Source organism: Mycoplasmoides pirum ATCC 25960 (genome assembly GCF_000685905.1).
Lineage (GTDB): Bacteria > Bacillota_I > Bacilli_A > Mycoplasmatales > Mycoplasmoidaceae > Mycoplasmoides > Mycoplasmoides pirum.
Map to the genome: position 1 here is coordinate 570,568 of NZ_JMKZ01000001.1, position 14,872 is coordinate 585,439.

At 22.9% G+C, this 14,872-nt stretch carries 6 protein-coding genes and 6 tRNA genes; 2 read left to right on the forward strand and 10 right to left on the reverse strand.

Annotated elements, in window-relative coordinates:
* Positions 1-48: 48 nt before the first annotated feature.
* Positions 49-3,663: an AAA domain-containing protein gene (locus T397_RS0102570; protein ID WP_027124096.1), complete on the reverse strand. Its 3,615-nt coding sequence runs from the start codon at positions 3,661-3,663 to the stop codon at positions 49-51.
* Between the two features lie 704 nt (positions 3,664-4,367).
* On the opposite strand from T397_RS0102570, the gene T397_RS0102575 reads away from it, so the two are divergent.
* Both T397_RS0102575 and T397_RS0102580 read left to right on the forward strand, forming a co-directional pair.
* Complete coding sequence (locus T397_RS0102575; RefSeq protein ID WP_027124097.1) at positions 4,368-5,540, forward strand: hypothetical protein; 1,173 nt, start codon at positions 4,368-4,370, stop codon at positions 5,538-5,540.
* Between the two features lie 63 nt (positions 5,541-5,603).
* Complete coding sequence (locus T397_RS0102580; protein ID WP_027124098.1) at positions 5,604-5,813, forward strand: hypothetical protein; 210 nt, start codon at positions 5,604-5,606, stop codon at positions 5,811-5,813.
* A 135-nt stretch (positions 5,814-5,948) separates the two neighbouring features.
* On the opposite strand, the gene T397_RS0102585 is transcribed toward T397_RS0102580, so the two are convergent.
* The 9 genes from T397_RS0102585 to T397_RS03990 all read right to left on the reverse strand — a co-directional run bounded on the left by T397_RS0102585 (position 5,949) and on the right by T397_RS03990 (position 14,739).
* Positions 5,949-10,259 (reverse strand): AAA domain-containing protein, encoded by a 4,311-nt coding sequence (locus T397_RS0102585; protein ID WP_027124099.1) that lies wholly within the window; start codon positions 10,257-10,259, stop codon positions 5,949-5,951.
* A 180-nt stretch (positions 10,260-10,439) separates the two neighbouring features.
* Positions 10,440-10,523, reverse strand: a tRNA-Leu gene (locus tag T397_RS0102590).
* A 2-nt stretch (positions 10,524-10,525) separates the two neighbouring features.
* A tRNA-Lys gene (locus T397_RS0102595) sits at positions 10,526-10,601 on the reverse strand.
* A gap of 5 nt (positions 10,602-10,606) precedes the next feature.
* Positions 10,607-10,682, reverse strand: a tRNA-Thr gene (locus T397_RS0102600).
* A gap of 4 nt (positions 10,683-10,686) precedes the next feature.
* Positions 10,687-10,762, reverse strand: a tRNA-Val gene (locus tag T397_RS0102605).
* Between the two features lie 68 nt (positions 10,763-10,830).
* A tRNA-Glu gene (locus T397_RS0102610) sits at positions 10,831-10,907 on the reverse strand.
* Between the two features lie 4 nt (positions 10,908-10,911).
* Positions 10,912-10,986 (reverse strand) — tRNA-Asn (locus tag T397_RS0102615).
* Positions 10,987-11,107: 121 nt separating this feature from the next.
* Positions 11,108-12,922: an ABC transporter ATP-binding protein gene (locus T397_RS03985; RefSeq protein WP_052663087.1), complete on the reverse strand. Its 1,815-nt coding sequence runs from the start codon at positions 12,920-12,922 to the stop codon at positions 11,108-11,110.
* Positions 12,922-14,739 carry an ABC transporter ATP-binding protein gene (locus T397_RS03990; protein ID WP_052663088.1) on the reverse strand — a complete coding sequence of 606 codons (1,818 nt, stop codon included), beginning with the start codon at positions 14,737-14,739 and terminating at the stop codon, positions 12,922-12,924. The genes T397_RS03985 and T397_RS03990 overlap by 1 nt, the downstream gene beginning before the upstream one ends.
* Positions 14,740-14,872 lie beyond the last annotated feature (133 nt).

Consider the following 14,872-nt stretch of genomic DNA (forward strand, 5'->3'; position numbering starts at 1 on the left):
ACTAAAATTCAAAAAAACAAAAATTTTGGTTTGAATAAAGAAACAAAGTTATTCAACTAATGAATTTTTATAATCTAAAAGTTTTGTTTTAATAGATTCTAAAATTGTTTCTTTCATTAACAATCATTCATATTCTTTTATTCTAAAAATGTTGTAATCGCGAGATTCTAAAAAGAATTGAAAATCACATTCTTCAGATTTACTTTTAGCTGTCATAGTTGTGGATCATCTATCAGCCAAAATTCCAATAATACAGCGATTAGAATTTTGATCCATTATCCCAATATCAACTGTTTTATCACCTACAGGTAAATTTGCTGTGATATAAAAATTTTGATCAATATTTAAATTCATTAAAGTTTCATATATTTCACTCATAAATTTATTATTGAATTGTGGTACTTGATTTTTCTTTTTAAATATCGATAGTTCTTCTGCTTCCATATCATTAAAAACATCTAAATATCTAATTCAATTAATAAAAATTGAAGCATCGCTACTTAAATTTTTTTGTTGTAATATATCTGATGCTTTAAATGATTTAAATACAATCATTTTATTTTTGGCTCTTGTGATAGCAACATTTAAACGATTGCGACCACCATCACGGTTTAATGCTCCGAAATTAGCACGTAAAATTCCCTCTTCATTTGGAGCAAATGAAACAGATAATAACACTAAATCTGCTTCTGAACCTTGAACACTTTCTAAATTTGTAATAACAATATTTTTATTTAATTTTTCTTTAATTATTGTGTCAACATTGTCGCCATTAATAATCATATCTTCAATTAAATTGGCCTGTTGCAAATTGAAAGCGATTACTAAAATTGAATCAAACTTTTTATGATTTAAACGTATTGCTCGTATTATTTCATTAGCTTCTTCAATATTTGATCTATTTTCTCAAATGCCATTAACATCAACAACTTCTAAACTTTTATTTTTTCATAAACCATTTAATGAAGCGATATGCAAATTGCTATTGTAAATGTTAATGTTTGAAAATTCAATTAAACGTTTAGATACAGATCGGTAATGATTTCTTAAATGGAATTTATTTCATCGGGCATTTTCGGCTCGTTCCAATAATGAAACAAGTGATTCATTTTCATCTATTTCTTCATTATCATCCAAAGTTAATGGTTCTGTACTATATGGATCTGATTTTTCTTTAATTTCTTTTGTACTAGTTTCATCGAATCTAGTCATAAAAAAACTTGTAGGTTTTAATTGATTAGAATCTCCAGCAATCGTGTTATATGTACAACGGTATACTAAAGGATAACCACGTTCTAAGAACATTTGACTTGCTTCATCAAATATTCCATAATCAAATTCGTTTCTATTTAAAGGAATAAATTCTGCTACAACATCAGGATTCATAACTCAAATAGGAAAAATCATACGCAATTGATGATAATATTTTCTTACAAATAAAGAAATAGATGGTTTATGTGAACGTGATGCATCTTTAAACATTGCTAACATTTTGGATTGTTGTTGTGAATCTAAAGTTTTTAATTTTTCTTGCAATGAAGTTATATAACTTGCAAAAATTAAAGCATCATTATCTTTTGTGAAATATGCTTCATTTCTTTTGAAAAATGTAATTGACTCTTGAAATAATCTTGTTTTTAAAATTTGAAATAACGGATTTTCAGAAAAAAGTGATAATCATCAATTTTCTTGAATTATTGTTTTTCATTCTAAAGTAGATAATTCAAATTCTTGTAATTTGTTATAACTAATTCAATTTAAATTTTTAATTCTTGAAAAACTATTTAAAAATTCTCTTAAATCTGGTGCAAATTTTTTATAGCGGTGTTTTTCACTTCTATTTGAAAAGCGATGAAATCTTAATTTTTTAATATTAACATTAATACCTTTTTCAAGTCTGTAATATATGTATTTTGCTAAAAGTGTATTACTTTCATTTGCGCTTTTTAATATGTCATCTCTTGTTTCATTTAAAGATGATTGCAATACAATTTTTATAATATTTGGAAAATTATCTAGTAATTCTTTGTGTTCATTACATAACTTATTAAAATGAACATATTCATTTCAAATATTTCTTATAAAACTATCAAAATTTGAAACATCAAAAATATATTCATTTATTTCAAATCATTGTTGTAATTTTTTAGCAATATCATTAACAATAGAATTAGATAAATAATTTGCTAAACTTAATCACAATTGGTTGTTAGCGCTTCCGTCAGGTAACATCAAATAATTTGAAATTCGAATTTTTTCAACAATTTCACTTCTAATTAAATTGTCACTTATATATTCAATATAATTTTCATTATAAGGATCTCTACAATTTGCAAAATCTATTTCACTATTAATTAAATTTGCAAAATGTGAATAAAATGTATTAAATTCTTTGATTTTGTCGTTTAATGTTGTATTTAAAGCAAATGAAGTGAAATTATCATTTCGATATCATTGACCTAATTTTTCTTCAATATTTAAAATATATTGATAAAAATTATCTTTACTATCAAAATCATATGTATACAAAATTAATGGATTTAGTTTACCAGCACGATTAATTAATACATCCAATGCAGCTTTTTTTTCAGAAACTAGCATTGCATTTTTTTGTTCATAAATGATATTTGCAATTAAATTTGTAATAACTTCAGATTTCCCTGTTCCAGGGGCACCAATTATAACTGTATTTTGATTTAATGAAGATGAAATTGCATATTTTTGATAAATATTTATTGGTCGATGAACTTGTAATAATATTTTATTGCCAGATACAATTTCATTTTCATAATAATCAATTGACTTTTGTTCAGTTGTTTGTTCAAATGGATCAACTTCATTTTTTTCTAAAATATCACTTAAATCTTGTTTTAATTTTCCGCCTGTTAATTCTGCATTAATACAAATAAATCCAGGTGTTACAGATAATTTTTGAAAAATAGTAGTAGAAGCATTTTCAACTTGTTCAATTGGTTCTTGAGTTATTTGTTCCAAATCTTTGATAATTTCTTCTAAATTACTTCTGCCAGTGAATTCTTTTAGTGCAATATTACTATTATATTCACGCATTAAAAAAACATATAAACGTTCATTTAAAGTTAAAGTCTTATCTTTTTTGACTAAATAAGTTTTTGATCCCTCAGTTTTGAAATCAATAGGGATATTTATTAAGGGAGCTTTAATTTCGGATTTATTAATTGCTGTAATTCCTTCTAAAAAAGAATTACAGGCATATAATGTTCAAATCCCTCTTTCTAAATAACTATTGTTAGAAGAACGACTTAATTTTGTAAATAATTTTCTAGTTTTTATATCATATTCACGTAATTCAGAAATAATTTTATCCAAATCTAAACTACTAAAATTTTTTTGGATTTGTTTTAATTTAAAATCACTAAAAATATTAGCATTATTAGAATTTAAAATTTCAACAAATTTTTCATAATCGTTTGCTGTTGACAATTCTTTAAAAATTTTTTTTAAATCAATTGAATTGCCTATTAAAACTCGATCAATTTCATCATTAAAAAATTTTATCAACTGATCTTTTTCAACAAATGATGATAAATCTATAAAATCTGATGATTTTTTAAGTTTAATTGCTGTATCAGTTTTTTTAACAACAATCATATTACTTAATTTGTAATCTAAACTTTTCGCCATATTAAAACTAACCAAATAATTTACATTAGAACAAATTATATATAAACTTTTTAATACTATATAAAACAAATTGTTTTTTTATTTTACTAATTGAATTTTATAATTTACAAAGTTTTTTATTTATACATAACAAAGTGAAAAAAATATGAAAAATAAATATTTCAAATTTATTAATTTAAGTATTAAAAAAATTCAAGAAGGAGAGAGAGAGAGAGAGACGAGCTAGATTTACTATAATTTGAAGTTTATTATTAATAGTTTGTTCTGTAACATCTATTTTTCTTACATCATGTTCTGAAAATATAATACTTGAAGACACATATCAATCATATTTCGAAAATCATCAAAATCCATTACAAGAAATTTCGATCGAAAATAAATCTAATGAATATATTGATAGAAATGCTAATAATAATTTTCAAAAAGATGCAGAAGAAAAATCAAAAGATAATAATAATGTACTAATTTACAACATAAATTGATTTGCAGTTTTACATAAATATGGAGCAATTTCACATTTATTAAAAGTTTTAGAGATTAACCCAAAAAAAGAAATTTATATTATTGATAAATATGAAAATATAAATCAAAATTTATTACAACCAATTTTAAGCAATAAAGAAAAATATCCAAATGTAATTTTTAAACATTTAAATCCCATTTTTCCGGCAGATCAAACTTGAAATAATTTTAGATTCGATGAAATGAAATCTTTATTTTTTGATATTGTTAATAAAAATAAAAAAATAGATTTATATCTAGACGACTATAGCTTGTTAAAACCATTATCAATATATATAGACAAATACAATGAATTTAAAAATAAAAATCTTTCCGAAAAAGATATTGTCTATATAAATCATACTATTTTTAACAATTATGGTTATCTATCGAAATCAAGAAGTATTAATTTAATAGCTGACGGAACAGCGTCATGAAATTTTTTTGAACAAAAAGTTTTAGATTTTTTAGTAAATGAAAAAGTTGGATTTGACAATGTAACCAAAACTTTTCCTTTATTAAATCAAATTAGAAATGATCTAAAAGATAATGATAATTTTAATAAGTTTTCTTTAAGTTTATATAAGAATGCCGGAGGTTTAATAATATTTTCATTAATATCTTCATTTGGAATAATTGAAGGTAGAATTCAAGAATCAAAATATTTTTTAGCTGGCACTAACACAATACTAGACTTTAATGATTTTTCAAAAAAAGAATATAATCCTGAATTAATTTCAAATACAAAAAATGGATTTTTTGATCCATATTTTTCTATAGATGCAGATATTATTAATTTGTATAAAAATTTCTCAATAGAATCAAAAAATTTATTTTTAAAAATATTTAACATTCCCTTAGAAACTAAAGACATATTAAAAAACAAAAAAAGTATAGTTTATTCAGGAAGATTAATTGAATCAGAAGAAATACTTGAAAATGAATGTAAAATAATCTTAAATTTATATAAATTGCATCAAAATAACAAAACATTAGATTTGCAAATAATTTATAAAGCTCATCCAAGGGAATCAGAAAATTATAAAAATCTTATAAAAGACAAATTAACAAATTTAGATAATAGTTTTGATTCAAACAAATGTCTTGTGTTTTTAAATAAAAATATTCCTATGGAATATTACTTATTAGAAGGTTTTCTTTTTTCAGATGAAACTTTAAATAGCGAAATTCATTATTATGCTGGTTATTCAACATTAGTATATTTTATGAATGCTGCAAATTTAGATAATAATATTTCAAAAATAATAGTAAATAATAATGATTTTAATCTAATTAAAAAATGAAATGGTTATCCATCAAGAGTTTTTCCAAAAGATAAACTGGCAACATTAGATTCTTTATTAATAATTAGATAAATTTGTTATATGTTATAATAATTTTCAAATTGAAAAATTAATTATGTTTTTAAGGAAAAATAAATGAAAAAAAATAAATTAAATCTTGCATTAAATATAATCGCCTTATTTTTAATGCTTTTTGGTGCTGCATGCTTAATTATTAATTTTGTAGTTTGTCAATATGCATGAATTATTTCAGCAATATTTCTTCCAATCGGAATAAGTTTAATTTCTTACACATTTATTAAAAATAAATTATTTGTTAATAAAACAAAACGTCAATACCTTTAATATCTAGATAATATGAAATAATCAATAATTATATGAATTAATTATTGATTATTTTTAATATATACATATACTCTTTAATTTGACTATATCAAATTCATTTTAATTGTTTATTAATTCAAATACATACATAATTAATTAAATATTTATACTTTTTATTTTATTCAAAATTTCGTCTATAACCTTTTCTTTGCTTAAGGATCATTGAGCTTCAGAAATACGATAAAAATTATAACCTTCAGTTTCTTCTAAAAATTTTTGACGTTCTCAATCTTTTAATTCATTTCCTGAATGGTATTTTTGACCATCGACTTCAATACATAAAAGAATTTCTTTCGTTATTGGATTTAATACAACAAAGTCTATACGATAGTTGCTTTCTGTTGTGTACTGTGTTAATAATTGAAAATTTAAATCTTTAATTTTAGGTTCTAAAATTTCAAACACTTCTTCCTCAAACGTGGAATCAAAAATAAGATTAGTATTTAAATCATTAGTGTTACATTTAACAAAATTTAAATTTTTAATTTCATATTTTTTTGTAAAAAATTTATTAGTTTTAACTTCACTGTTTTGATTTAATGTTTTGTTATTAAAAGCAATTGTTTCTTCATTAATTAAATTAATAACTTCATTTGTTATATTTTGGAAATTTAAAAATCATTCAGATTCCAAAATTCTATAAATTTTATAATTTCTAGCTTTTAAAAATAATTGACTATGAATATTTTCAAGAAAATCTATTCTGTTTTCATATTGTTTTCAAGAATCAATAAAAATACCTAATAATACTTCTTGAGTCTTTAAATTAATAATTGCAATATCAATATTTTTGTTTCCAATTTCATAATCTAATTTATAAGATAAATTATTCTTTTTTATAGTAGGCAAAATATTTTCTAAAATAGTTTTTATTAAATTTGATTTAGATAAATTATTTTCTAATTGAGAATTATTTTGTTCTTTTATGATATTTTTATTATTTAATTCATCTAAAAATTGAATATATTTTTTAAATACTAATAAGTTTTCATTTGTAGTGCTTGGTTTTATTTGAAAAGCATTAAATGATTTAACTACTATCATTTTTTGACGCGAACGTGTAATTGCTACATTTAGTCTATTTTTTCCACCAATATTTATTAATGGACCAAATCTCATTGCTAATTTACCATTTGGCTCATTAGGAGCATAGCATAAAGAAAAAATAACTAAATCAGCTTCGTTGCCTTGCACATTTTCTATATTTATTATTTCAAGTTTATTATCATTTAATTTATTAACAAACAAATCGTGAAATTCTTTATTATTTTCATTAGAAACTAAACTCAATATATAATCTTTTTGATTAATATTTGAAGTAATTATCATAATTGTATCGTAGCTATCAATATATTTGCGAAGCAAATCAATAACTGTTTCAGCTTCTTTTTCATTTACTGAACTAATAAAATAACCATTTACATCGATTACTTCTAATCCAAAATCTATTGATTGAGATAAATTTGAAGATGCATAATTTAATTTATTACCATATATATTTTGACTTGAAAATTTAATTAAATTTTTGTGTCATGATCGATAATGATTTTGAAGTCAAGATTCATTTCAAGAAGCAACAATAGCACGATCCAATAATGATTCTTCAGAATCAAAATCATCTACATAATTCAAATTATCGATCTCTTCACTTTCTTCACTATAATCTAACGAATTTCGAGATGAAAAATATGATGATGGTTTTAATTGATTTTGATCGCCTGCAACAATTCTCGTTTTACATCGGTATAAAATAGGATATGCTTGCTCTGAAAACATTTGACTAGCTTCATCAAAAATACCATAATCAAAAAAGTTTTTTTCTAAAGGAACATAATTAGCGATTTGTTCTGGTCGACCAACTCAAATTGGAAATATTTTCAATAATACAGATTTATATTTTTCTAAGTATTCATAAATTCCACGTTTTCTTGTTAGGCCAGAAACTCTAAATGCATCTTTAACTAATTTTTTTTCTTCAATTGAAAATTTTGATAAAAGATTTTTTAATTTAGTAATTACAAAATGTTTAATTTCATTATCAAATTCATTTCAATCGATTGTTTCAAGATTATTTATATGGGAATTAAATAATTCTGTACTAAATAAATTTGGATATTTAGATATAAAATATTTATATGCACCAACTAAAGTTTTTATTTCTATAAATTTTTTCTTATCAAAATTGAAAATGTTTTGATAAACAAAAAAGTTGAAATTTAAAGAATAAAATTTATCAACAAATTCAATATACTGACTTTTAAATATTGGTCAAATAAAATATAGTTCAACAACTAAAGGATTAAATATTTTTTTATTTAATAAAATTTCTTCAATATTAAAAATATTGCTTAAATTTAAATTATTAATTTTTTCTAAATAGTCAAATATTTTTAAATCTTTTTGATTCAATTTACGTTCATAAAAAAATTTATTTTTGTTTTCTACTCATGGAGTATTGTAATTGTAAACAAATTCATCAAAATAATATTTTTTTCGTTTTGGTTTTTTAGATATTGCAGAAAAAAACTCTTTAGTTTTTACAATCATATCCAATTTGTTTACAAAAAAGTTTAAATTAACTATATTTGAAATATTTTTTTCAGTTTCTTCAATAACATTAATTATTTTTTCAAAAAAATCAGGTGAACTATGCAATATTTCGTGGTGATAATAATTGTTTCTTAAATAATATGATAATTGTTTAATAGTATTTAATAAATTATTTAAACCATTTACATCTTTCAAATTCAAATTATATTTAGAAACAATTTTTTTTAAATAAGAAGATTGGTTTTTAAAAGTTTGAAAAATTTTTTCATCTTTTAAGTTATTTTGATTAATAAAATCAGAAAAATTTTTTAATAAATCAAAAAAATCACTATAAGAAAAATTTAATTCAAGAATTTTTTTATCTATTTCGTCCACTACATTAAATTCATAAATCTTTTTCAGATTATTTAAACTACCACAAACATCATTAGTTGCATTTAAAAAATCTTTAAAATCAAGATTTTCATAATTTAAATTTTCAAAATCATATTTTAAATTCAAATTACGAATAAAATTTTCATTAATAAATTTATTTGTTAAATATTTTTTAGATGTTTCTGGATCTTTGGCACTAATGTCTAATTTATTAAAATATCATGAATTTTCAATATATTTACTTAATTCATTTATGGATTCATAAAATTCATTTTTATCATCAAGCATATTTAACATAAATATTTTTAATGATTTTAAACGATTATATAAGACATCTAATGCAGCTCTTTTTTCTGAAGAAATTACTATTTTTTTATTTTTAAGTAAAACATTTGCAATAATATTAATAATTACTTCAGATTTTCCTGTACCGGGCGGTCCGTGAATAACTGTATCTCTATTAATTGCAGATCTAACAGCGCATCTTTGGTAAAAATCTAAGTTAGTGATTTGTGGTAAAAAATTATCGTTAATTTCTTGTTCTTTTAATTCATAAGTATCTAAAGCATCATTTGCTTCAAAAACTTTTTGATCTTCTTTTCTTTCAATTAATTCTTCTAAATTTTCTTTTAATTTACCACCTGAAGGTTCATAAATTCCAAAAGAAACTCCATCTTCTAATAGCAATTTCTTATCTTTATAAAGATTTTCAACATCTTTTTTACGTAAATCTTTAAAATTTATATTTCATTCACAATTTAAATTAATGTTCATTGAAAAAATTTTATTAATTTTTTCAATTAAAATTTTTACATCTTTAATATTTTTAAATTCATCTATTAATGAATATTTTAATTTATGTTCTTTTATCAAAAAATGTATGAGTTTTTCGTTTAAAATTGGGTTAATATTTCTTTTTTTAAAAATTAATGTTTGATTAATTTTACTTTCTGTTAAATCAACATTAAACATTATTAAAGGAGCGCGTATTGGTTTTTCACTATATTTGTCAATAACACCTACTAAAAAATATCTAGTTAAATATAAGTTGTGAGTCCCGCGATCTTTTCAAATTGATTTAGCTTCTTGTTTGACTTTCATTAAAAAATCAACAGATTTGTTCAAAAGACTTTTAACCTTTGAAACAATAACTTCTTTATATTTATAAAAATCTATTGATAAATTTTCAATGTCTGATTTAAAAAGCTTTAGATTGTATTTAAAACGAATATTATCAATTTCTTCAATGGTATTAGCATCATTTAGTTCTTGAATTATTTCATTAGTTTTGGTCTTATTACTTATTTTTAATTCTTCTAAATTACTATTAGCATCAAAAAATAAATTTATATCTTCATTTGAAAATTTAAAATCAGAAATACCAACACATTTTCTAGAAGAAATAGAAAAAATAGAATTATCTCTTGAGCCTTTTGAGGTCGATAACAAATTATATTTTTTTTGATTTAAAGAAGTATTCATAAAATAAATAACTAAATTTTCTTTTTTATTTAAACAATCTACTTAAAAAACCAATTAAATTTGATATAAATTAAATTAATTTTTTTATTTAAATTTGCTACATAAATTAAAATTTCATTTTTATCTTTTAATTAGATAAAAACGAAATTGTATATATGAACAATTATTAAATTTTAATAATGGTGCACACGAAGGGACTTGAACCCCCACTCCGCGAAGAACTAGATCCTAAGTCTAGCGCGTCTGCCATTCCGCCACGTGTGCTCTGGTGCATCTTGAGGGGTTCGAACCCCCGACCCAGTGATTAAGAGTCACTTGCTCTGCCAGCTGAGCTAAAGATGCATATATGGTGCCGACTATAGGAATTGAACCTACAACCTACTGATTACAAGTCAGTTGCTCTGCCGATTGAGCTAAGTCGGCTAAATGGTGGAGTGCGAGGGGCTCGAACCCCCGACCTCCTGCTTGTAAGGCAGATGCTCTCCCAGCTGAGCTAGCACTCCTTAAGAAAATAGAAATTAACTTATTTATTTGTAAACAAATTAATTCCTATGAATTCTAAATAATAAATTGGTGACGCGTACGGGATTCAAACCCGTGAATGCACGCGTGAAAGGCGTGTGTGTTAAGTCACTTCACCAACGCGCCATAATGGCGGCCACAACAGGGCTCGAACCTGTGACCAACCGGTTAACAGCCGGTTGCTCTACCACTGAGCTATGTGGCCAACTAACTTTTTTGCACAAAAAGCATTTACAATTTTATATTAATAAATTCTTTTTTGAACAAAAAATTTTAATTTATTAAAAACAACAATAATTTTATCTTGAAATCAAATATAAAAATAATTAATTCATAATAGTATTAGCTTTAAAAAGTTGATAATAAAAACCTTTTTTATTTAGTAATTCTTCATGTGTTCCGTGTTCAACAATTTCCCCTGAATTCATTACCAAAATTTGATCAGCATGAATAATTGTTGATAAACGATGAGCAATAACAATTACAGTTTTCATTTTCATTAATTTTAACATTGCATCTTGAATGTCTGATTCAGTTTTTGTATCAACTGATGAAGTAGCTTCATCTAGTATCAAAATAGGAGCTTTACTTAAAAAAGCACGAGCTAGTGCTATCATTTGAATTTGACCATCACTAAAATCATTTGTTTTTTCAGAAATAATAGTTTCATATTTATTTGGTAGATTTTCAATAAAGTTATGAATATTTGCAGCTTTTGCTGCTGCAATTATTTCTTCTTTAGAAGCATTCAAATTTCCGTAAGCTATATTGTTGTGTATTGTTTCGCTAAATAAAAAAGAATCTTGTAATACTACTGAAACATTATCACACAAACTTTTTTGACTAACTTTTCTAATATCAATATTGTCTATTGTAATTAAACCACTATTTATTTCATAAAAACGAGATAATAGATTTACAATTGTAGTTTTACCACTTCCAGTTGGACCAACAATTGTAGTTGTCGTTTTATTCGGGATAAAAAAAGATATATTTTTTAATACAGGTTGATTTTCTTTATAAGCAAAACAAACATTTTCAAATTTGATATCACCTTTAACATCAATTAATAAATCATTTGATTCATCTACATAATTTGGAAAATTTAAGATAGACAAACATCGTTCACCAGAAATTAACATTTTTTGAACATTCCCTATTAATCGCAATGATCAAACAGCTTCTCCGTTTGCATATCTAGCTAACATTGAAAATGATGTTAGAATAGCAACTGAAATTGATCCAAATACACCACTACCAATATTGTTTAAGAAAAAAATTATAGCAACTACATACAAAATAGATAACATTAAATTTTCAACAAATTCATTTCACGGATATATTAAGTTAATTTTAGTTTCAGCTTCTATTGAAGCATTTTTTTGCATATTATTAATTTTAAAAAATTGGTCATATGCTTGTTCTTGCAAATTAAATAATTTAATAACTTTACGATTACTAATTTGTTCTTCAACTTCAACATTCATATCACCTATAATTTTTTGATTTTGTTGAAATTTAGGCGCACTTAATTTTGCAAAAACAGATGCTCCTATAATTATTATTACAAACATAGCAACCATAATTAATGCTAAATATGGTGACAAAATAAATAATCCTGTATACACGCAAATCACAATTATTGGAGCAACAAACATGTTACTAATACTAAAAGACATGTTAACAGCCAAAGCGTTGACATCAATTGTTGATTTTGCCATTAAATCACCTGTCATAGTTTGTTGCATTACTGCGAATGGCATTCGATGAAGTTTTATAAAAATTAAATCTCTAAGTTTAAAACCTAAATTAAATGATAATTTAATAACAATTTTTGATGCTAGTAAATATAGACAAAAATATATTACATAACCTGAAAAAATAATTAAACAACCATATAATAATTTACTTCATGAAGCATTAATTTGTTCAGTGTTTCCGGACGCAAAACCAATAAAACATTCCTGAATCAAAAAACCTATAAATATGGATAAAGAAATACTAAAAATGCTTTTAAAAAAAGCTAAAATAAAAGCACCAATTAAACGTTTTTTATCATTTGCTAAATAATGTCACAATAGTTTGATTGTTTCATATCAAGTAACTTTATTTTGAGTTGCATTTTTTTTTTTAAAAATCATTATGCATCTCCTATAGTTTGTTGAGATTCAAAAATTTCTTTATACAAACTAGAATTTTTAATTAATTCATCGTGAGTTCCAATATTTACAATTTCACCAGAGTCCATTAAAACAATTTTATTTGCATTTTTAATTGTTTTAATCTGTTGTGAAACAATAATCTTGGTTGTGTTTTTATAATTTAAATTAATATTAGATAAAACTTGATCTCTTGTTAAATTATCTAAAGCACTTAATGTATCATCCAATATCAAAATTTTGGGATTGCGAACTAAAGCTCTTGCTAAAGATAAACGTTGTTTTTGTCCACCTGATAAATTTGTTCCATATTGATTAACAGGATTTTCATATTTTAATGGTAATTTATTTATAAATTCATCTGCACATGCATTTAAAGTTGCAAAAGCAATTTCACTATCTGTGGCTTGATTGTTACCATTTAAAATATTTGATTTAATTGTTCCGGCAAATATTAATTTATTTTGAAAAGCATAACCTATTTGGTTTCGCAAAAAATTTAAATTTAAATCATTAATGTTAATATCATTTATTTTAATTTCTCCATTTAAAGGATCATATAAATTTGCTATTAAATTAACTAATGTAGATTTTCCAGAACCAGTTTGTCCAATAATTCCAATAGTCTGATTTGGCTCAATTACTAAATTAATATTTTTTAAATTTAAAATTTGATTATTTTTTTCATAAGAAAAATTAACATTTTTAAATTCAATCTTAGGTATAAAATTGTTAGGAATAATACCGGTATTTAAATTTTCTATAGTTTTGTCTTTTATTTCTTTAATTCTACGAACCACTGGTTTTATACGAAATAATCCAAGTAAAGTGTTTGTCAATCCATAAATTGAAAAAACATTGCTATATATATAATTAACAAAAGCAACAATAACTCCTATTGAAATTCCGCCAAAAATATTATTAACTTCGATTAAACCACCAAATATTAAAATTACAATAATTGATAGATTTAATAATATATATAACAATATTATTGTGAGCATCATCATTATTTCAGCTTTAACAATAGTATTAAGTCATTTTCTATTATTTCCAATAAATCTTTGATATTGATGCTTTTGCAAATTAAAAGCTTTAATAATTCTTGAACCTAAAATGTTTTCTCTAATAATTTGATTTGTTGTATCTAAAGAAATCAAATTTTCTTCATAATATTTATCAGCTTTTTTTTCTGTAAAATAACAAATTAATATGTTTATAGGAATAATCAATAAATAAATAGTTGATAGTAATGGACTTAATGTAATACTAAATATTATATTTAAAGCAATATAAAATAAATATTCATAAAAATACATATAATAATTTATTGCTGATTCTTGTAATAAATACATATCATTATTAATACGATTAATAATTGAACTAGGCGATATATTGTCAAAAGCGTCTTCTTTTAAATATAAAATATGTTTATATAAATTATTTCGTAAATTAAATATCATTTGCATTGACATTCTAGCTAATTGAATTCTTACAAAAATTCTTAATATAAAAGAGAAGGTAACTAAAATTGCTACAACCCCTAATAAAATACCTAAAATTTGATTTGTAGAAAAATTAGCATTATTCAAAATCGGTGATAACAATTGTTCTCAAATCGTTAAAGGTTGTTCATAAATAGTAGAAGAATTACTAGATAATTTGGTTAACAAATCAATAAAAGTAGATAATATAACTACAATAAAACTGTTTGCAGCAACAAAAACAAAAGTACAAATAAACATTAATGTTAGCAAAAATTTTTGCTTGTTTTCAAGTTGCTGATATAAAAGTTTCATAATGTTTACTTACTAATGTTTTAAAATTAAAAATTTTATTGATAAAGAACAAAAAATTAAATTAAATAATCATTTAAATTATTAAATAAAATTTACTAATTTAGTTTTAAATGTTAGTTAATTATATCTAAAT